We start from the raw sequence: 22430 nt of genomic DNA, 5'->3' as shown, positions 1-22430 counted from the left end.
AATCCAATGAGCAGCAGTTAATCACGAGCGATTAACTGCTGCGCTGTGGTTAAGCCAGCGTTTGATTGGCCAATTTGGCCCGCCGCCGCATCCACCAACTTTCATCCCAATTGGTATAGCAAATATGAATAATCATCACCAAGGGCAAAATCCAGGCCCAACGAAGCGTATAAAGCGTATCAAACGGCAGAAAGACAAGCCAAGCATACGAAAGCACGATCGTCCACCACTTTGGATAAAACAAAATAAACACAATATAGGTATAGGTACCAAATGCAGGCGAGACCAGCGCCATCATCAAAATGCTCAATAGAACGCGGCGCTCACGATCCTCAAACAAGAACGGAATCCAGATAAAGGGTAAGGCAAAGGGCCAGGTATCGCTTGATGCTAAACGCCATACATGAAGTGGCAAGGTTTGAGCATTGGTCAACCAACGAACTGGCCAATCGATCCCAAAAACCAAAAAGCTAAGTAGCAGCATCATTGCTGGCGGAATAACTATTTTCCAGAGTTGCGACCATTTTTGACCAATCAGAAAACCTACGATCACCAACGCAGTAACCTGTGGCTTAATCGCCAAAAAGCAAATTCCCAGCCCTTGAACCCATGGATTTTTCGATTTAAGCATCAGGTACAAACCAATGCATAGAAAAATATCAACTTGACCTAAAGAATATTGAGCAATCATCGAGAATGACATAATTACTAATGGTGTAACTTCCATCTTGTAAATCAACCAAAACATCATGCAAAATACCATAAAGCTCCAAATTGGCATTGCAAATTCATTGTTTGGAATAATCGATAAGGGAACAAAAAACCAACGTGAATAATAAGGATTAAATCCACAATCATTACAACCTTGAGCAAAAGGTATATAAAATTCGCGCAAATCTTGACCATATCGAGGTATATAAAATGAGACGATTGTTAGCATGCATGCAATTATAATTGATGCAATCCATGACACTCGTTTAATGTCAATTGTTTGTGATGCCATATGATCATTCCTCTCTTAAAGTAAGGCGTGTACATAATACCAAAAAATATCCCAACCAAATTAACTTTGGCGTTGAGGCAAATTAATGGCGCGAATATATCATAGCCAACCATTAATTAGGGTTTCGGAGATGGTTTCGCACGAACAATCCGCCGCTTAAACCATGCAAATCCAACCAGCAGCAATTAATCGCTCGTGATTAACTGCTGCTCTGTGGTTACGCCAGCGTTTGATTAGCCAATTTGGCCCGCCGCCGCATCCACCAACTTTCATCCCAATTGGTATAGCAAATATGAATAATCATCACCAAGGGCAAAATCCAGGCAAACCGAATGGCAAAATCTGGTTCAATCGGGGTAAACACGACCCACACATACGAAAGCACAATCGTCCACCACTTAGGATAAAACAAAATAAACACGATATAGCTATAGGTGCCAAACACAGGCGAGGCCAGCGCCATCATCAGAATACTGAGCAGCATCCGCCGCTCACGATCTTCAAACAAGAACGGAATCCAGATAAAAGGCAAAGCAAAGCGCCAGGTATCGCCTGCTGCCAAACGCCAGACGTGCGGTGGCAATGCTTGGGTATTGCTCAACCAGCGCACTGGCCAGTCGATGCCAAAGACCAAAAAACTTAATAATAGCATCATTGCTGGCGGAATAACTATTTTCCAGAGTTGCGACCATTTTTGACCAATCAGAAAGCCTACGATCACCAACGCAGTAACCTGTGGCTTAATCGCCAAAAAGCAAATTCCCAGCCCTTGAACCCATGGATTTTTCGATTTAAGCATCAGATAGAAACCAATGCATAAGAAAATATCAACTTGACCCAGTGAATATTGACCAAGCATTGGAAAGGCGATAATTACCAGTGGATTTATATCGAGCCTATAAATCAACCAAAACATGCCCGCAAAGACCATCATGCTCCACAAAGGCATAGCCCATTCGTTATTGGGCAAGATCATTAATGGAACAAAAAACCAACGCGCATAATAGGGATTAAATCCACATGTATCACAACCTTTGGCAAATGGCATATAGTATTTATGCAGATCTTCACCAAACATCGAGATAAAGAACGATGCAATTACCAGCGTTCCTGCAATAAGAACCGAGCTAATCCACGCAATTCGCCGAACATTAATCGTTGGTTGGGTCATAAAAGCCTTCCTCGTATGCTATGTAGCCTGCATCATACCAAAAAAGCACAATCTGAAATTGACATTTATAATTCTCTATTGCAGACTATTTTTATAGACAAAACATCAATCAACAGCAAGGTATGGCATAATCAAAGCTGATTAACCTTGTCATTGAGGAGCATTGATGTCGCGGATCTATCCTAGCCAACCGTTAATTGGGGTTTCGGTGATGGTTTGGCACGAACAACGGGTGCTGTTGGTGAAGCGCTCAAAGGAGCCACTAGCTGGTCAGTGGAGTGTGCCAGGTGGGGCAATCGAGCTTGGCGAAACGGTCGAGGCTGCTGCACGGCGCGAAATTCGCGAAGAGTGTGCTGTTGAAATCAGCACACCAAGTTTTATTACTGCCGTCGATGTGATTCATCGCGACCAAAGCGAGCGCATTCAATATCATTATGTCTTGTTGGAAATGCAAGCAGAGTGGATTAGTGGCGAGTCGCAGGCTGGCGACGATGCGCTGGCGATTGGCTGGTTTGGAGTTGACGATTTAACAGGCTTGGAGATTCACCCTGAAACCCGCTTGCTGGTAGAAACTGTTGCCGCTCAACGCCTTGGTTAAAAGCAAAACCCCGTCATGCTAGCCAGCACAACGGGGTTTTCGCGTACTTCAATTTAGAAATAGCCTAATTCATCTTTGGCATCTTGGCTCATCATTTCTGGGTTCCAGAAGGGAGTCCAAACCAAATTGATATTAACATCGTTCAAACTTGGGTGAATCACTTCGAGCGCTTTGACCTCTTTATGCGCTTGGTCGATAATTTGCGGGCCAGCTGGGCAAGCAGGCGTGGTCAGGGTCATATCGACGACAATTTGGCGACCTTCATCGCGAATATCGACGTTATAAATCAGGCCCAAATCGACAATATTAACCCCAATTTCTGGGTCAACCACGTTTTTGAGCGCTGAACGAACCATATCATCACTAAGCATTGAATTTCCTTCCTATAGCTCACACCACGTAGATGTGCTTAATTTGAGAATGTTTCAGGTGGGGTTTGGGCTGATGCGTCGTTGCCAAGCTCGGCCCGAATTTGATCGTTGCGATATTTCTTGATCGCAGCTTTGAGCGTGCCGAGGGCCAAGGTTGCACAGCGTGGGCGCGATTGCACAACCTCACGGCCTAGCTCATCGATCATCCAATTAAAATCCAAGCCTTCGACTGCGGTCAGGCTTTGGCCTTGCATTTGTTCGAGCAAAATCGAGGCAGCAGCTTGGCTGATGGTGCAGCCCTCGCCGACAAATGCCACATCTTGAATTGCATCGTTGGCTGAATCGACCTTGAGATAGATTGTCACGACATCGCCGCAACCAGGATTACCACCAGGCATGGTCACATCCGGATCGGCCAGTTCGCCACGATGGCGAGGTTGTTCGTAGTGTTCGATTAAAAACTCGAAAGCTTCTTGGCGATCCACATTCGCCTCCATAACTGGTGCTAAGATCTGTTTGTATTGTACACGATTATGCCTAAAAATTGGCTAGCTAAACGACCAAACACCACCCACAAAGGATGGTGTTTGGCCAAAGCATTGGTTTTTTGCCAGTTTAGCGGCCAGCAGGCAAGCTATCGGCGGTGTTCTTCGCAGCACTATCAACAACCCCAATATTCAAGGGAATTGAGCGCTCGAAGCTGCTACCATCGGCAGTTGTGCCCGTTACCGTTACCGCTAGTTGATACAAGCCGAAGCCTTGGGGGCTGCTGACATTCAAGCTGGCGCGATCAACACCTTTCGCAGCGAGGCTGCGATTGGTTGGCATTGCGCTGTGCAATTCAGTGCCTTGTGGCGTGCCAGTCAATTGGGCCTTGATGCTCAAGCCTTGGGCATTGGCAGCATTGACTTTGAAGCTCAAGTTTTGGTTGGGTTGAGCCAACAAGTTGCCAGCGTCAAGTTGCACTTTCAGGCTACTTTCAAGCGTGGCATTGAACAAATAGCCAGTATCTGCTTTGCCACCGCTGACCAACACCGACCACGTGCCGCTTGCAGGCGCAGCAACTTCGGCGCTGTAGTGATAAGCACCACGGAAGAATTCGCCATCAAGCATTGGTTTGTTGGCAGCAAACCGCTGGCCCTTGCTATCGACAAACGTCACTTCCAGCTCTGCGCTGTTGCTGACAAAATCAAAGCTCGCAGTTTTGACCCCAGTTTCGAGATTGAAGCGAATTCCGCTGCGGCTGGCGCTTTCGAGCATACCGCCGCGCAAAATGCTATTGGCTTCAATGCTGGTTGCTTGCTCAGCAACTGGGCTGGCGCTTGCATTTTCGAGAGTTTTGCTGCGGAACGTACCGCGCACACTTGGCTCGATTGAACTCCAAACCACACTGCCCAAGCGAATATTATCGTGATCGTAGTTGCGGGTGAAGAGGCGGGTCGTTTGACGTGGGTGAATTGAGCTGCTAACCTGCACAACTCCATCGTTATCGCCGGAGATGTAGGCTCCACCAAACCACATTGCCGAGAAGAACGGGCCATGGTTGGTGCCGCCAGCGGTGTGGAAACGCACATTATTGTAATTGGCGCTGCCATCGGTTTGGGCGCGGAAGTTGTTCATATACGAGGTTTGCATTGAATAGGTGCCATCATCGCGTTGGCCAAGCAACGAAGCCAGCCAACCAGCCCACCAGCTATTGGCCAAATCGGCCAGTTGCGAGCCACGATGCGGCGAGCTGAGGGTGACGATATTTTGTACTTTGCTGCTTGCGCCATAGTGAATAACGGCGCTATTGGTATCGACACCACCTTTGCTATGGGCGATAATGTTAACCGAACTAACCCCATAATGGCTTAAAATAACGTCTAATTGGCGATTGAGGGTTGCGCCGTTGGTCCAAATTGTTGATGAAGGGCCATCAACTTCGTCGTCAATACTGACAAAGGCTGTACGATAACCAGCGGCATAGGCCTTATCATACATATCGTTCGTGCCGTGGTACATGGTTTCGCCCCACCAGTTGGGAGCCTTGCCGTGCAAGCCATGGACAAAGACCAAAACTGGCTTGCTGCTGCTGTTGGCGGGCACAGCGCCAACCCAAACCCGACCTTTGCCAGCCCCATTAACCTCGGCAATAATCCGTGGCGCTGGTGCAGCCATCAACTGATTGGTTTGGGCTTGAACTGCTTGCTGGGGAAGGCTAAATGTGGCCAACATGAGGCCGATCAGGGCCAAAATAATAACAATCCGACGTTTCACGAACGACTCCTTTGCATTGCTCATCGTCACTGACGAACGATCATCGAGAGAAGCGACTGACGGATATTTGTGAGAATCGACTAGCGGCTAGATGGGAGAAATTGGTGGATAGCAGCATCATAACGCAGAATGTCAAAATAGTCAAAAATTTATTAATACTGTATTTTTGAGGAGTATGAGGCAATGACACAGCATCTCTGGCAGGTTGAATGGCTTCAACAATTGCTGCAACAACCGCATACGGCACTCAATCAGCCAGCAATTCAACAGCTTGTAAGCGCGAATGGCGGACTCAATACTTTTCTCCAAGCGCTTTGCCAACAAGCCTTACAGCCCGATCAACAGCGCTTGCTGCAATTGATTGTGGCCGAGCCTCAACGCAGTATTGCCTATTACGCTGATAGTTTGGGCATTCACAGCACCACCTATCATCGCCATTTCAAAAAGTTATGTCAACAATTAACGACGCGCTTAAATGATGGCATTGCTGAGCGCCAACCAAGCGCCAGCTTCAGCCTACCAATTCCGCCAACCAGCTGTTTGGGCCGCAATAGCGAACAGCAAACGGTTAATCAGCTGTTGGCCAAGGGTCAACGCTTGATTAGCATTCTCGGCTTTGGCGGAGTTGGCAAAACCCGCTTGGCCCTTGCGATTGCCGAAGCGCAGCAGGCCACCTATCGCGATGGTGTGTGTTTCTGTGGCCTAGCCAGCATCAGCCAACCGCAATTAGTGTTGGCCACGATTGCCGAAGCCTTGGGCGTGGCGATTGGCCCGCAACAAACTGCCGCCAAAGCGCTGCAACAGTTTTTGGCCAGCCGTCAATTGTTGCTCATTTTGGATAATGTTGAGCATGTGGTTGAAGGCGTGACCGCAATTGGCCAGCTGTTGCGCGAAGCGCCACAATTGCAAATTGTCGCCACCAGTCGCGTGCCGCTTAATTTGTATGGCGAATATATGCTGCAACTTCAGCCCTTGGCCGTGCCAACCAAACCGATTGCCAGCGAAGATTTGGCTGATACGCCAGCGATTGCCCTGTTTCTTGAGCGAGCACAGAGCCATGCCGCCGCATTGCAACCAGATGCAGCAACGCTCGAAGCGATTCGCCAAATTTGCAGCCAACTCGAAGGCTTGCCCTTGGCGCTCGAATTAGCTGCCGCCCATACGCGTGTGCTCTCGCCGCAACGCTTGGCTCAACAATTAACTAACCATGTGCTTGGGCTAAAAACCAGCATTCGCGATTTGCCTGAACGCCAGCGCAGCCTGCGCAACCTGATTAGCTGGAGCCTCGATCTGCTTGAACCAAGCCAACAACAAGCGCTGCACGCCTTGGCAATTTGGCCCGCTGGCTGGACGATCAGCAGTGCCAGCTTTGCGCTTAATCTGGAAGAAGTAAACCCTGCACTCTATGAGATTTTGGGTAATTTGGTCGATCATCATTTGATTATGCAAGTGCCACAAACTGAGCGCTGGGTATTGCACCCATTTGTGCGCGATTATGTGCTCGAACAATTATCAAGCGCCCAACAGCAACAATTGGCGCAACAGCATTTAGCCTGGGCCAGCCAACTCAGCGAAGCCTTTAATCATCATTTTGCTAGCGATCAGCAACATTGGCTAGATCTCTTTGAGGCTGAGCACGATAATTTGCGCGCGGCACTTGCTTGGGCAAGTAGCAATCATTATCCAATTGCAGCATTAAATATTGCGGTCAATAGCTGGCGCTTTTGGTGGGCACGCAACTATTTCCACGAAGGCCAACAATGGCTTGATCAAGCTCTGGCCCAAGCTACTAACCAAGCACAACCGCTTGAGCCAACCCTGCATTCGCGGGCATTAAACGCCTGTGGCGCAATGGCCTGGAGCCGAGGCGATATTGCTGCGGCCCAAGCCAGCTTTAGCCAAAGCCTTGCGCTCTACGATGCCAACAATAACCCGATTGGTGCAGCCATGGTGCGCAATAACTTGGCGCTGGTAGCGATTAAGCAACAAGCATATAGCCAAGCAGAAACCTTATTTGAATTGAATGCCGCCGTCTTTGGCAGCAATCCTGATCAAGCTGCCAACTATGCAGCAACTTTGAGCAACTTATCGATGCTGGCTCGCTATCGGGGCGATTTGCAACGCGCCTATGATCTGGCACAGCAAACCCTCAGCCTGCGCCAGCAGCTCAATAACCAGTGGGCTAGCGCAACCTCGCTCACCAATCTTGGCGCAATTAGCTTGCAACGCGGTGAATATCAACAAGCTCAAGCCTATTATCAACAGAGCTTGCAGGCCTTACAACAGCTTGGCGAGCGCGAAAGTATTGCCGAATGTTTGGAGGGCATGGCAATTTTGGCGATTCAGGCGGGCAATTATCAGCTTGGCGCACAACGCTTAATTGTGGTCGAGCAGCTGCGCGAATCGATTGGCGCACCGCGCTCCGAGCCAGAACAAGCCTTGTTAGCTCCATGGATTGCTCAGCTTGAGCAACAATTGGATGCCCGTGTATATCAGCAGCTCAAACAGCAAACGAGCCTTGATTTGCTCAACCCCATGATTGAACAAGCGCTTGGAGAAATATGAAGGATGAAGGATGAAGGATGAAGAACAGAGAGCATAATCCAACAAAAGGCAGAAGGCAAAAATTTAACGCAGAGGCGCAGAGCACCGAAGGATGAAGGATGAGGGATGAAGGGCGATGCGCTAAACATTGAGCTTGACGTTCTTCGCGATCTTCGTGTCCTTCGTGGTTCCAACCTTCGTGCTCTTCGCGGTTCCAACCTTCGTGCCCTTCGTGTTCTTCGTGGATCAACATTCGCGATCTTCGCGGTTTCAGCCCCATTTGATTGACCATGAGGATTATTATTGGTATATTAGCACCCAGAGACATTGCAGCTTCCCACTCTATCCTCTAATTTTCACCCCAACACCAAAATATAGCCTAATACACTTAATTCATTAAGGAGCTGTGAGCAATGTGGCCTAAACATAAGCTAATCCAAGGGCTTTTCGTGGCGATTCCTTTAATTGCGCTTGGAATCATACTGCTATCGACCCGTGTTTCATCGAAGAGACCTGATACAACCATAGCTGTGCTTGAAGAACGAGAGTCAATTATCATCTCAAGTCATGCAACCATGGAGTTTAAAAGTCTTGAAGACCTGATTCAACAATCAGATCTGATTGTTCATGGGGCGGTATCTACGGCGACCCCAGCGCGCTGGAATACGCCTGATGGAACGTTACCACATACTGTGACTCTTGATACTATTTCTGCTAACTTTATTATTTATACCGACATGGTTTTTGAGCCAAAAGCCATCTTAAAGGGAAATGTACCAAACGACCAACTGATCGTTCGAACATTTGGGGGTAGTGTTGGGAAAGATCACATGACGATTGATGCAGAGGAGCTTAAGCCTAGTACAGAATATGTCATCTTTCTGGCAAAAGATACAGGCTCAACTGCGCAATTAGGGCCTAGGCACTACTTGGTTTTAGGTGCAACCCAAGGTGTCTACGAGATCACTGAGGGTCGCGTTGTTGCGCAAACAGCATTACGAGGCGAACAACAACGAACTGATCCTGCCCAATTAAGCGACGATAAAGCATTAGCCGGAATGTCGATGAATGAACTCATCCGTCAGATCGATCAAGCAAAATAGGATCAGGGTAAAGTCAGAAGGCAAAAGGCGAGGGATCAGGGATCAGGCTAGCAATAAGAAAAGAACATAGAGCATAGAACATAGGATACGTGGCTATCGGCTATTGGCTTTGGGCTATCGGAACATGCTTCGTGCAATTCGTGCAATTCGTGGCTAAAAAACTTAACCTTCGTGCGCTTCGTGTCCTTCGTAGATCAAACATCAATACAGAAAAGAAAAATTTATTTGCGGTTTCTTGACTCCATTTTCGCTGCAAACGCTTGTAAATAGTCATTCAACCGATAATCGAGCCGATAGCCACGCCGCAGTGAGCCGTCAATAATTCGCATTGCAAATTCTTCAGGATCGAAAGGAATCACCAAATAGTGGGCATAAAACACCGAAGGATCGATGGAAGAACTATACACCCGATCTTTATGTCTGCCACGCTCAAAGAGCAGATAAATGTTCAAGCTTTGATGTTGTTCTGCTGGAAGCGTTAATGGAATATGGCCCATATACCAAATTAAAACCTGTACCTGCTTCGGCGCATCAATCGTGGGAACCGCATCAAGCAGCACCAACTCAGCACCTAAAAATAAACAAACTTCTTGAATAGACTCGATTAATTGAGGATCACGCGAGCCATACAATCCAATTTGTAAACTCATTGCTAGCTCCAAACGATAAAATGTATTTTTTAACGCAGAGGCGCAGAGCAGCGAAGGATGAAGGATGAAGGATGAGGGATGAAGGCTATAGGCTTTTGGGTTTTGGCTTTTGGCTATCGGAACATGCTTCGTGCAATTCGTGCAATTCGTGGCTAAACAGCCTTCGCGCTCTTCGTGCGCTTCGTGGATCAATTCTTAACGCAGAGGCGCAGAGTGGATAAGGCTATGGGCTAGCAGAACATTTTGGGTATCTCAAACATTCCGCTAGCCCATAGCCTACAGCCAATAGCCTTCTTTATCGCGGAGCATCGGCCAAGACAAAAATATCCAAATCACGATCGCTATTGATCAGTTTGGTCAACAACGAGCCGCCGCGCAGTTCATCCCAGCGTGAGCGCACAGGCCGCCCAATAAAGATGCCGGTTGCATGCTGCTCGTGAGCTACTTGGAGCATCGCCGCCGCCACATCTTTCTCCTCGATAATTACCACCTCGTGACACAACTCATCGGCATAATCGAGATGTTCGCGGGCAGCCAAACGATAGCCACTTGAGCCACCACCAGGCGGGCGAATATGCACCCCAATCAACAATGCACCCATGCCATAAGCCAAATCGGCGGCCCGTTGCAACAAATACATCGCGCTTGGATTGAAGCCAATGCCAACCAACCAACGCGGACGTTCGGCGCTATCGCTCAATGGGCGGCGAATTTCGAGCAAGGCATGGGTTGCAGCGCGCAGTTGATTTAAAACATCGAGGCGCAGCGACGTACCACGCGCTTGCTCTGCTTCTGGCGGAGCCAGCAAAAGCCCTTCATCCAATTGGCGAATAATATCAATTGGCTCAGGATCGATCAGCACCAACTCGCTGGCTTGCTCCAAGGCCGTTTCAGGAATAATCGGCGTTGGCGTAATATCAGTCAAACGGGTGAAAATTGGCGCAATTGTGGTCAAATTATAAGCATAAATCGTTGACCAAACTGCAATTCCGGCCATGCGCAATTGCTCGACCAACTTCAACGGCTCAATTGGCTGATTTGGCAAGCCATGTTGATGTGCTAAATTGCCTAGCACAATAATTTGGGGTGGATCACGCAGAATCGTTTCAAGATCGAGCGCCTCAATCCGTTGATTGTCCTGACGCTCGTAGATTAAAGGTAAAGGCCGCAAACCACGGGCAAAATCGCATAAATAATCGCTTGAAGCATTAAAGGCAATCCCAACATCATAGCCTTGGGCTGCCAGCAATTGGGCATCGGCCATCAACCGACGGGTGCAGCCAATGCCTGGCGCTAAGCTCAAATAAATGCGATGTTCGCCATAACGGTGTGAAGCGGATTCAGATCGCATGGAGACCTCATTGCATGAATTGAGCTTTAATTATACCTGTAGCGTCAATCGTGTGCCAATAGCATCTCTGGCAAAACTCGGACCACAATTGGCCGCCCCCGTAAATCGCGCTGAGCATAGAATAAGGCTCTGCCAGCTTCGAGTTCTTCAACATTCTTGGAAAGTTTGGGGTTGGCAAGGCCAAAGCCAATTAAAAAGGCCCCAAAAAAGATCGTAAAGGCTCCACCAAAAATATAGGCACAAGCATATGCTATGACCGCCCAAATCACCCACGCCACGATTGGCAAGGGCTTAAGCGCTGGCAGCAGTTTAAAATCGCGGGCGGTTTCGGCCTTTAGCAAGCGTTCGCGTAATTTGCGCCAATGGATCTTAATTTGATAAAAATAAATCGCCACTGGAATCACAATACTGATGCCGAGCATACCTGCCAAATCTCCAAGCTTAAAGCCAATTTTGCGAATTTCAAAGCCGAGAAACAGCACGCCTAAGCCAAGCAAGATGCTGCCAGCGATGCAGAGCCAACGCCCAACTTGGCGTAATTGTTCAGTTAAGCGCATTGCATGCTCCTAGGGTTGTACCTGATAAATAATCCAGCCATCAGCTTCATAAACTTTGGTCGCTGCCTGTTCGAGCAAGCCAATATTCGCTTGGGGGTAGGCTTTTTGCTCATTTGGCCCCCAAACCACATAATTAACTTTTTGGCGGGTCAGCACTTCGCGCAGTTGATTAAGATCAGTTGCATTATAAATCGCATTCAGATCACCTTGGCGTTGCGCCACTTGCTGGTTGGCATCGGGCTGTTTGCTACGCCACAAGCCTTCGTGAGAGCCAGGCCATACCAAAAGCGTTGGCCGAGCGCTTAAGGTCGCCAATTCGCCGCCATCTTGATAGCTACTGCCAGGCGCTGTTGCCAAAACGCTGTTGCTCGGCGTGTTCGCCTCAAGCCAAGCTGCTGCTTTGCGAATTGGCTCCAAAAAGTGGTTTGAACTTTCAATTCCATCAAGCTTCGCGCCGCTTGAATCCCACGAGGGCGAGGTTCGCGGGTTGATCACTGAAATGGGGTAGACCAAGCCGCCGGCCAACAATAGCCCAAATAATGGCAACCAAATGCCATTCGTCCAGCGTCGCCACTGGCCATTACTCAACAAACCCCAAATACTGGCAGTCGCAGTAATCCCCAACAGCATCCATGCCTGATAATAGACCTTGAAAACCGTGTTCATGCGATTATCAAAAATGTCGCGCAAATACAGAAAATCGACAACCACAATCAATAAGGCTGCCAAGCCAACCACGATCAAGCTAAAGTTTTGCACATCACGTTGGTTGCGTTGCCACGCTGTTTGCCAACAGACCACCGCAATTGGTAAAAAGACGATTGCTGGCATGCCTGCGATCAGACCAATCACGAGCACAACCCCAATCACCGCCCATTGCTGCCATACTTTGATCATGCTGGCGAGCCATGCAACGATTGGAACCAAGAACAGGCCAAAAATGATCAGCAAATCAGTCCAGCCAGAGTGATCACGCGCTGGAGCCATAATTTTGCCCAAACTGCTGATAATTGGGATAGAGTCAAATGGTTCAGGCACAGTATCGCGGCCAGCAAACGAGGTAAATGTCAGCAAGAATGGCATATACAGCAAAACCGCTGCCAGCACCACCAAGCCAACTTGACCAGCCACATGCAACCAATCGCGGCGGGTTGGTTGTGGCGTATGACTCCGCCACAAGTTGACCAAGCCCAAGGCATACAACAGACCAAAGGTTGGCGCATCCCACGAATTAGCAGCGTACAAACTGCCAATCACCAAACCAGCGATGGCCAATTCAAGCCAATCGTGCTTGGGAAAGCGCAACATTGTAGGCCGCACAAACAGCGCCAAGGCCAAGGCAATTGCCAAAAGCGTCAGCGGAATCGAGAGCACATGCGGGTGCATATCGGCCAGATAAAAGCTGAAGAAGGGAAATTCGGTGATAACTTCGCGCTGAAACATCCCCGTGCGTTGCTGGTTATCAACGATGATCGTCGTTTCTTCGCTATCATCGTAGATCACGCGTGATGGCCACCAAGCATTAAATTTCTCGCCCATTGGTGGTAAGGTCGAGCTTTTGGACTCGCCTGGATTATCCGATTTGAGCGTGGCTGGATCAACAGTAGCAGGTTCGATGCCTTGCAGTGCTTGCCACAGCACCGAAACCCGTTGGCTATCGGTGAGCTTATTAACTTCCCCAGAATTGACGATCGTTTGCAAGGCTCCCATTTGGTTGCCCACCAACAGCACCAGCACACAGCCAAGCACGCCAAGCGCTGCAATCCCAACCAAGCGCAAACGTGATAGCAGATAATCGTGCCACCACAAACGCAGCATAGTGGTGACCAAACCAGCCACCCCAACGCTGGCCAAAGCCATAATCGTGGCTAAGCCCAGATTGAAGGTTTCACCAAGCGTCGCGCCACTGAGCACGCTCAACACGCTGATCAGCACATAGCCAAAATAGTAATAATTAACGCTAAATCCCGCCAACCATAAATCGCTTGGGGGATAGCTAGGGCTATTGAGCACAGCACTAAATAACATCGCTTCCATCGGTTTTTCGGTGGAATGAATGCCTGAGCCATAAAACCCATGCAAACGCAACTGAATGCCCAGCCAGAAAACCAGCCCAAACAACAGTTCGTAGGCCAGCCATTCAGGCCAATGTTGGCGAATTGCCGCTAGCACCCGCGCTTTATCGAAGGGTTTTTGCACAAACCAACTGAGCGTGCCAAGGCCGATCAGGCCCAAGCCAACCGTCACGCCATCGAAGCCCGAAAGATTGAGCATCGCGCCCATCCAAGCGAGCCATGCAACAACCAACAAGCCCAGCGCCTTGCTCCACGCCAAGCCCCGCCCTGGCAAATGGCCAAACACGCGCATGCTCAGCGGCAGCGCGAGGATTCCGATTAAAACGATGCTTAACCACCAAGCAATCATAACAACTCACTATGGCAGGTTCTTCAAGCGCTCCTGCGCCGAACCTACCCACAAGCCCTCGGGCGGGGCGATACTCAAATAGGCTTCGTATTCGCGGCGAGCCTCGGCAGGATTATTTTGCAAACGATACACTTCGGCCAGATGATAGTGCGGGTCGGCAAATTGGCTATCGGCCATAATCGCCGCGCTAAATTGAGCCGCCGCCGCATCGAGTTTGGTGCTATCAATCTCGGCCCAAGCCAAATAGCCTTGGCCAAGTTTGGTTTGGTTTTGCGGGTTTGGCCCTGCATTATAGGCTTGTTCATAGGCCAACACCACTTGATCGTAGCGTTTGAGCGTAAGCAACACATCGCCCAAGAGATGGTGCAAGCCAATATCATTGGGATGCACATCGGCAGCACGGCCCAAAATCGCCGCCGCCCGATCAGCTTGGCCCGACTGCCACAATTGCTTGCCAGCCTCGAAGGCATAACCAGCATTGTTGGGGTCGCTTTCATACAACGCAACCGCCGCCTCAACTTGGTTGCCAGCCTGATCAACTGGAGTATTCGGGACTGCGGGAGTTGCAGGCACACCATCGCGCCATTGCATCGCTAGCTCACGCAATTGCGGCGTTGTTTTGTAGATTGTGACGCTATTCTGTTGATACACTTGCTGCACGCCGGGCATCGTTACAAATTTATCAACGCCCATTGGGTCGCGCAAACGCTCAATCTGGCCAACATACACATAATCAACGCCATATTTATTCAGCAACCATTGGGTACGCAACACATCGAGGCTGCTATAGATTTCCATCACATCGCGAATGCGTTGGTCAACCAATGGCCCAGGCCGTTGTTCGCCAGCATGCAAGGCGCTAATCACAGTTGGCAAGCCAGTGTTAGCCGTAATCCGAATGCCATAAGCACGATAAAATTCTTGCTCCGATTGCAGCAAAATTTCGGTGCCAGTAATGTTGTCGGTAATCCAGCGAATCGCTGTCAGATCGTCGGCTAGATTGACTACGCCATTGTTGACGCTATATTCGGCGGTTTGCATATAAGCCAAGCCATCAAGGGTCAAGCCTTGTACCGATTTATCGAAGCGCATGCCAACCCGACTGAGCGTGCCAAAAATTGGGAAGAACAGGCCGATCACCACGCCAACCGTAACCACCGTTTGCCAACTATATTTGGCCACCCGCGAGTTGCGCAGCGCCGAAGCAATATGCGGCAATAGCAGGCTGGCACTCAAAGCCCACAGCACCCAAACTTGGTAGCCAAATTTAAAGACCGTGTTCATGCGCTCTGAATCGCCAGGGCCGCCTTCCCACGTGCCAGGTGCAAGGTGATCACGAATGAATAACATCTCGACACCCAAGGCCACCAAGCCGCCAACCAAGCCCAAAACAATCGCCCAGCGCGCCGATGGCGATGCCACCCGATTGATAAAGCGCCGAATTAAGCCCGCCAACAATAAGCCAATCGCCAAACGCACCGGAATGCCAGCGCTGAAAATTGGCTTATAAATTGTGGCTAATTCGGGCAGAACCGAAGGCTCGGTCAGCGCACTTTTGCCAGCAGCACTGCGCGTCAAGAGCAACACAACCAAGGCTGCCGCTGCCAAGCCATAGCCAATCAGCCAGCGCCCACGGGTGGCTTTCACCCAATCCAAAAATGGGGTTGGTTCGGCGCGTTTAAGCGGCAACAACAGCCAAGCAGTAATGACCAGCAAGAAGAGACCATAAATCGCCAGCCACGGTATAAGCGCCGTGCCAACCCGAATTGGCCAAACGCCGCCAACTGGTGCTTTATAGCTGCCCAAGAATGGAGCATACAGCAGCAAACCAAGTGCTACCGTTGCCACGCCAAGCAAACTATAGCCAAGCGTCGCCCACCAACGGCGCTGCGGTGCTTGCCAACCACGCGCCATCAAACCAACAATCAACACCAAGCCATAGGTCGGCACATCCCAAGCATTGGCAGCAGCCAACGAACCAAGCGCCAAGGCTGCTAAACCAAAGGCTGGCAATTGTCGCCGCAAACGTCGCCGTCTGCTCACTTCCCACGCCAAGGCCACCACCAACAAAGTTATTGGCAAGGCAATCAGGTGTGGGTGCAAATCGGCAAAAATGATGCTCCAAGCAGGAAATTCATTAATCGTATTCAGCTGATCGCTGACGGTAACCCGACTTGGCCCCCAGAACCATGGCACGCCGCCGCCCAAACGGCGAGTAAAGTTTTCGCCCGTGCCATTGGCCAGCGCATCGCCGAGCATCGCGCCCAAACTGGTGTTGCTATCGAGCGGCGCACACGCTGCTTCGCGGCCTTCGCCACCCAACTCGCAGGCTTGCCAAGCCCGCACCACGCCGCCAATGCCGGTCGAGGTGCCAATTGGCAATACGCCTGCCAAATTGCCGATGATGGCCACCGCAACGAGGGCCATGGCGGCAACTTTGAGCCGTCGCGTAACCACCAAGCCCACAGCCCAAGCGCCAATCCCAATCAATGCGCCAACCGTGGCAACCGCCAAATTAAAGCCGATTGCTGAGTTCAGCCCAAACAACTTCATCGGCAAGGCCATCAAATAAAGGCCATAATAGTAGTAGTTGATCGTGCCTTGCGAATAGAAGGGGTCAAGCGGTGGCATGTTGGGCGAACGCAGCACCGCATTCAAGAAGCCAAATTCAAATGGTTTTTCGCCACCCCAGTAGGGATGCCACAAATCAGAATTGGCTGCTCGAACCAAGGTCCAAAGCGCAAACAAGCTAATAAAAACCAGCTCGCTAATGATGATGCTGCGCCGTTGTTGCCGCCAGTTATCGCGAATTCGTTGGGCCGCGCCAAAATACCATGCCGCAACCGCCAAGGCCGCCAACATCGCCAAGCCCACAATCACGCTGAGCCGCGTCCATTGCCAAAAACCAAGGCTGGTTGGCAGCCAAATCAGCCAACCAAGCAGCAAAATACCAGCAATTTTGCTAGCGCTCCAGGCTGCGGCCAACGATGAACGCAAGGCTTGAGCCACAATTGGGAAGGCCAGCAAGCCCACTAATTCAAAGAACAGCAACCACAATACGATTGCAGCGCCCTGATTTTGGTTGATCCAAGCCCAATCTGAGAAGCCATCGACGCGTGGGGTTTCGACCTTATTATCAACCGTTGCTTGCGGCAAAGGCTTTTCGGCCATGCTAATCGCCGCAACTGAATTGGCTGGCGGAATTCCAGGCAATTCGGTTGGCGGCAAGGCGCTTGGTTCAGGCACTTTGGCATCGGTACGCAGGTAGATTTGGGTTGTGCCGCTATCGTAGCCAACGCGCCAGCGCCCTGAGGCCTTCAGTTGCTCAAAAACTGGCAACAAATCGCCATAGACCGCGCGCTCTAAGCCGCCAAGGTAAATCACGCTCACTCCATAGCGATCGAGGTAATTTTGGGCGGTGTTGGCATCAAACGCTGTATAAATTTGCTGAATAATATTTTTGCGGTTGGCGATAATGCCCGCCGCTTCTGCTGGCGCACGTTGCTGATTCTCGTGACCATCCCAGCCAATCAAGGTTGGCAGGCCAGTCCAGGTTGCAATCCGGCTGTTCCAGCGATAGGCCGAGGTGCTGGCTTCGAGCACGGTTGGCGTGCCTTCAACGTTGGCGCGCAACCAGCGAATCGCCGCTGCATCATCTTTAATTGCAATTTCGCGATTTTCAACCCACGTTGCGCCTTCCATCCAGGCCATGCCATCAAGGCCGCGCGGCGCATCGGCCACGTAGCGATCGGCAACTTTGGCTTGAGTGGCGGTAATTGGGTAAACAAAGCCACCAAGCACCAACAAGCCGGTGACAGTTGCCCACGAGATGCGCAGTGGAGCCGCCAAACCAGAACGCAAGACGCTGCGGAAGGCACTCAAGGTCAAGGGCACAACGCTGGCAGCAGCCAAGGCTAATAAGGCCCAAGCCTCGTAACCAAGCTTAAACACCACGTTCATGCGCCCAGCACCGGGCAAGACAATTATTTCGGTCAAGAGCACCAGCAAAATGCCAGCAGTCGTTAAGGCCAAGGGTACAACTTCACGTCGTCGGGTGCGGCCAGCCAAAGCACTCCACAAGAGCGAAATACCCCAAACTGCCAGCGGCAACAAAACCACAATTGAGGCAGCACGTTGGGCAATTGCCTGCTTGAATAAATTATCAATCATGCCTGGCTCAACGCTCATATCAAGTGGAGTTACCACATTTTGCAGCAGGCTGATCAACGACATCCAGACGAGGCTTGCACCAACCCCAATCAAGGTGCTGCGCATGCCCCAAATCCGCCGTGCCAACAGCAGCATCCATGGAATCAAAATCCAGAACCACAAGCCATATAGCGCCGTAAATTCACGAATCGTCATGCGTTGGTCGTTGGTCAACAATTGGGGCTTGCCATAGTCGCCAGTCGCCAAATAGCGATTGAATGGCGACCAAACCACGGTCATCACCACAACCACCGCCAACGGTGGCAGCACAATCCACAGCCAGCGCTTGGGCCATGCAATTGTGCGGCTTTGTTGTACGCCAACCACCAACAGCGCTACCGCAGCCAACGCAAGGCTCAGCGGATAATCCCACACATTGGTAGCTTTGAGTGCGCCAACCAAAATGCCCAGCGCCACGCTCCAGCCAGCCAAGGCTTTGGCAGAGATTTTGGGCGCTTTATACAAGCCAACCAGGCTTAGCAAGAGCAAAACAAGCAACGAAAGCCCAATGATGTGGGCATGCAAATCGCCATATAAAAACGAGAAGAAAGGAAATTCGCTAATCGTGCTGGGCGGAATCACCCGCGTTGCATTCCAATAGGGCCATTCTGGGCGCAAATTAAACGATTCGCCATCGAGCCGTTTGGCAAAGCCTGCTGCCGCATCAGCCAACGGCAAGCCGCCTTCCAGCCAAATGCCTTGGCTCGATTGCTCAGGATTCGACCAACTCAACTCGCTGTTGCCCAAAATCCGTGCACTATTGAAATAAAAGACTGGCTGAACTAAGTTGCCCAACAGCATCAAGGCAATCGCAGCCCCAACCGCTGTCAAGCAAGCACGGCGTTCGATTTTTTTGGCAACCCGCCCAAGCGTCGAGAGCAGGTTGTAGCCAAAACTGCCGCTCAGTTGCGCGGTCATGGCAAATAAGCTAATTAATGCCAGATTGAAGCCAACCTCTGGGCGAATCGCCAACAGCTTCATCGGCGTGCCCATCAGTACATAGCCCCAATAGTAGTAGTTCATGTAGCCGCCAGCAAACCATGGATCATAGGGCGGGAACTGCACCGATTTGAGCGTGGCGGTCAGGTACGCCAAATTCATGGGCTTTTCGCCGCCCATGGCTGGGTGCCACAAATCGGGGTTAAGGTAGCGAATCGTCAGCAGAATCAAAAAGCCAACCAGATAAATCGCTTGCGAGGTGAGAATCGCCGCGCGGCGGGTTTGCCACCACAGCCGCAATTCGTGGCGCGAACGCAGCAAACTCAGGCCACCCAAGCCCACCAACGCTAAATACACCCCAGCAATCCAGAAGCGATTGAACGACCACCAATGCCAAGCAGCTGGCAGCCATGCGATCAGGGCCAGAGCAAATAAACCAACTAGCCGCGCCATGCCCAAGCCACGGTCAGGCAAGGGCAATCTTAAGCGCCACAACAGACCAAAGGCCGCCAATCCCAACACTTCCAGCGCCAAAACCCAGAAAATCAATGGCGCAACATTGGCAACACCATCAAAAACCCAAGCCCATGTGCCAGAAGTCAATTGCTCACGCCATTCGGCCACGGTTTGCTGGAGCATCGTTGGCATGGGTGTGGCAACTTTGGGCCGCAATTTATAAATTTCATCAACATTCACATCACGCAAAATTTGCTGGCGCGCTGCATCAAGATTCCAACGATCAGTGCGCTTCCAAATTGTTACCCGTGGATGATCGTAAACGCTCCAATCTTCGGTGGCGTGATCATCGGCAATGCTAATGCCCAAAAACGAGGGATACGAGCTAAAATCGGCAACTTTTTCGTAGCCCAGCGAACCATCAAAAATGCCCTTGAAGAAATTGAGCGTCGCCGGAAAGCGCATCGGCAATTGATCAAGCGAATCGTAGGCGCGGTTCGAAGTAAAGGCCAAGTAGTTGGCTTGGTTGGCAACTTGCAGAATTTGCTCAATCGAGCCAGCATCATTTTCATTGACAATTGGCAACTGCACATCAGTCCAGATCCAATTTTCCATGCCTGGAATGCCAATATCCCACGAATCGGAGGTGTGGGTGCTGCCCGGCGGCAGGTTGGCATGCGCCCAAGCAGAGGCTTGAGTTCGGGTATGCGGTCGCTCATAAATGCGGCTAAAGCCCCAACCCCAGAGCAGCGTTACCAGCGCAACCATGCTGGTCAGGCCCACGGCCAAGCCATGCAACGGCACTTTACGGAACAGCAATGGTGTGCCTTCACGTCGCGCCCAATCAACAAAGCTAATCAAGCCCCACGCCGCAAATAGAATTAACGGGCCATAAATCGGCAGTAAATAGCGCATCGGCTTGATCATCAAGCCGCCTTGCCAAAAGAAATAAATCCCTGTCCAAATCCACATCGGCAAGAGGCCAAGCAAGCGCTGGCGTGAACTTGAGCGCAACAAGGCAATGCCAAATGCCAGCCAGCCAAGCCAAGCAGCCACACCCAAAGGCACGCCCATGCCCCAACGAATCATGTTGGTCAATTCGTAGCTGTAGTTACTGCGGCCAGCCCATTGATGCGATGAAGGTGAGTCAAGATCGCCCGATGAGGTCTCACTAGCGCGGCCAATTGCTTCAATGAAACGATCATCAAAACCAATTCCATTGAACATATCGGGCATCGTAAAGATCAGGGTAACAACCATCATAGCGAAGGCCAACAGCCCAAAGCCAATCCCATATAAGCTACTATTCAGCAAGCGCACAAACATCGCCGATGGTGAATAGTCGCCACGCAAATAGGCAGGGTTGCGCCAATAGGCCACCATCGCCGCAATCGCAACAATTCCGCCAAGCGGCGCGAGGGTAATTTTGCAGGAAATTGCCAAGCCAAGGGCAGCCCCAGCAAACATGGTGTTGAGCACGGCGCTCCACCAGTGGCGCGATTGGGCCAAACGCGTACTGGCATACAAGGTCAACAGGCCATACATCGCTGCCTGACCATCGACCACGAAAAAGTGGGCATGTTGAATCAGCGCTGGTGACCAAGCAAAACAAAAGCCAGCCAACAAGCCAATGCGGCGGCTGTTGAGCGTGCGGCCAAGCACAAACAAAATCACAATTGAAATCAAATCGGCAATTGTTGAGACAGTACGTCCAACCACCGTAATTTGGCGGCTCGATAGTTGGTCTGGTTCAATTTCAGGGTAGAATTTTTCAGTTAAGTAGCGCACGCTGGCAACTGGCAACGAGCCATACACATAGCCGCGATCAATTGTGCGTGGGTTGAGTGAGTTACAGCCGCTAGTTGCACTAGGCCGTTGTTTACTAACATCAGGCTCTTCTGGATTGCGCGTATTCTTCAGTTGCGCCACGCCTTGATCGTTGGTCACAATCTCACATTCGGTTCTGAGATAGCTCAAAAACGAATCGGGGACACGCAGGTTGGTGGTAATCGCATCCTTGAGGTAATACTCGTCTGGGTGAATGAGCGGCGCGTAGCCATCCCAATCAGCACGATTGATCGATCGTACTCCCCAAGCCATCCAAAGGATTACCAACAATAAAAGCAAGCTGATCAAATCGGGGAAGCGTCGCCCAAAGGCACGCAGCGCAGCGAAACGTGGCATAGTTATCACCCTGAACTCAACAACGGGCGAATTATAGCGCAAAATCGGCTTGCATGGGAACGGAATACAGATAAGGATGAAGGATGAGGGATGAGGGATGAAATTAAGAACAGAGAACAAAGAGCAGAGAACAAATCAGAAGGCAAAAGTCAAAAGCCTTGAAATATTGAAACCGCAAAGAGCACGAAGCACACGAAGATTAAGTTTTTTCGCCACAGATTGCCACAGATTATGAGGATTAGGTTCGTGCCAGCCCATAGCCTAGAGCCTATAGCCCTCGCGTCTCTGCGTTAACATTTCGATCCACGAAGAGCACGAAGCACACGAAGGGCCGAAACCGCAAAGAGCACGAAGATTAAGTTTTTTCGCCACAGATTGCCACAGATTATGAGGATTAGGTTCGTGCCAGCCCATAGCCGATAGCTGTAATGGTTCATCACGTTAACCACCGCCTGATCCCCTCACCCCAACCCCTCTCCTGTGCGCGGGCGAGGGGCTTAATCGTGTGGTTCGGTCGCGATGCGTGATACAACAACATTGTCGGCTCCCCCTCGCCCGCGTTCAGTGGGAGAGGGGGTTGGGGGGTGAGGGGACATGATTGCCAATCCAAT

General features: G+C 50.6%; 13 protein-coding genes. 3 read left to right on the top strand and 10 right to left on the bottom strand.

Translation table 11 applies throughout. From position 1 onward, the window contains the following. Positions 1–49: 49 nt before the first annotated feature. Together C5S61_RS12495 and C5S61_RS12490 are read right to left on the bottom strand one after the other, a co-directional pair. On the bottom strand, positions 50–940 hold the full coding sequence (locus tag C5S61_RS12495) for a glycosyltransferase 87 family protein (protein ID WP_338066641.1): 891 nt from the start codon (positions 938–940) through the stop codon (positions 50–52). A 280-nt stretch (positions 941–1220) separates the two neighbouring features. Next, positions 1221–2174 (bottom strand): glycosyltransferase 87 family protein, encoded by a 954-nt coding sequence (locus C5S61_RS12490; protein ID WP_110515386.1) that lies wholly within the window; start codon positions 2172–2174, stop codon positions 1221–1223. Between the two features lie 166 nt (positions 2175–2340). On the opposite strand from C5S61_RS12490, the gene C5S61_RS12485 reads away from it, so the two are divergent. After that, on the top strand, positions 2341–2772 hold the full coding sequence (locus C5S61_RS12485) for an NUDIX hydrolase (protein WP_110515385.1): 432 nt from the start codon (positions 2341–2343) through the stop codon (positions 2770–2772). Between the two features lie 53 nt (positions 2773–2825). Here C5S61_RS12485 and C5S61_RS12480 read toward each other — a convergent pair whose 3' ends face one another. The 3 genes from C5S61_RS12480 to C5S61_RS12470 form a co-directional block, all read right to left on the bottom strand. Continuing rightward, positions 2826–3143 carry a metal-sulfur cluster assembly factor gene (locus tag C5S61_RS12480; RefSeq protein ID WP_110515384.1) on the bottom strand — a complete coding sequence of 106 codons (318 nt, stop codon included), beginning with the start codon at positions 3141–3143 and terminating at the stop codon, positions 2826–2828. Positions 3144–3181: 38 nt separating this feature from the next. Beyond that, positions 3182–3628 (bottom strand): iron-sulfur cluster assembly scaffold protein, encoded by a 447-nt coding sequence (locus C5S61_RS12475; protein WP_110515383.1) that lies wholly within the window; start codon positions 3626–3628, stop codon positions 3182–3184. Positions 3629–3758: 130 nt separating this feature from the next. Beyond that, positions 3759–5402, bottom strand: coding sequence for an alpha/beta fold hydrolase (locus C5S61_RS12470; protein WP_164689415.1), 1644 nt, complete (start codon positions 5400–5402; stop codon positions 3759–3761). Positions 5403–5585: 183 nt separating this feature from the next. Between C5S61_RS12470 and C5S61_RS12465 the strand changes: the two genes are divergently transcribed. Both C5S61_RS12465 and C5S61_RS12460 read left to right on the top strand, forming a co-directional pair. After that, entirely contained in the window at positions 5586–7967 is a 2382-nt protein-coding gene (locus C5S61_RS12465) for an ATP-binding protein (RefSeq protein WP_110515381.1), read from the top strand. Positions 7968–8359: 392 nt separating this feature from the next. Next, complete coding sequence (locus tag C5S61_RS12460) at positions 8360–9049, top strand: hypothetical protein (RefSeq protein WP_110515380.1); 690 nt, start codon at positions 8360–8362, stop codon at positions 9047–9049. Between the two features lie 221 nt (positions 9050–9270). Here C5S61_RS12460 and C5S61_RS12455 read toward each other — a convergent pair whose 3' ends face one another. The 5 genes from C5S61_RS12455 to C5S61_RS12435 form a co-directional block, all read right to left on the bottom strand. After that, complete coding sequence (locus C5S61_RS12455; protein WP_110515379.1) at positions 9271–9699, bottom strand: hypothetical protein; 429 nt, start codon at positions 9697–9699, stop codon at positions 9271–9273. Between the two features lie 295 nt (positions 9700–9994). Then, positions 9995–11050 carry a histidine kinase gene (locus C5S61_RS12450; RefSeq protein ID WP_110515378.1) on the bottom strand — a complete coding sequence of 352 codons (1056 nt, stop codon included), beginning with the start codon at positions 11048–11050 and terminating at the stop codon, positions 9995–9997. A gap of 44 nt (positions 11051–11094) precedes the next feature. Next, positions 11095–11607, bottom strand: a complete 513-nt coding sequence (locus C5S61_RS12445) for a hypothetical protein (protein ID WP_110515377.1) — start codon at positions 11605–11607, stop codon at positions 11095–11097. A 9-nt stretch (positions 11608–11616) separates the two neighbouring features. Beyond that, on the bottom strand, positions 11617–14031 hold the full coding sequence (locus tag C5S61_RS12440; protein WP_110515376.1) for a DUF2298 domain-containing protein: 2415 nt from the start codon (positions 14029–14031) through the stop codon (positions 11617–11619). Positions 14032–14040: 9 nt separating this feature from the next. Further along, on the bottom strand, positions 14041–21819 hold the full coding sequence (locus tag C5S61_RS12435; protein WP_110515375.1) for a DUF2298 domain-containing protein: 7779 nt from the start codon (positions 21817–21819) through the stop codon (positions 14041–14043). Positions 21820–22430 lie beyond the last annotated feature (611 nt).

Source organism: Herpetosiphon llansteffanensis (assembly GCF_003205875.1).
Classification (GTDB): Bacteria; Chloroflexota; Chloroflexia; order Chloroflexales; family Herpetosiphonaceae; genus Herpetosiphon; species Herpetosiphon llansteffanensis.
This window is presented reverse-complemented; position numbering and strand designations above follow the sequence as displayed.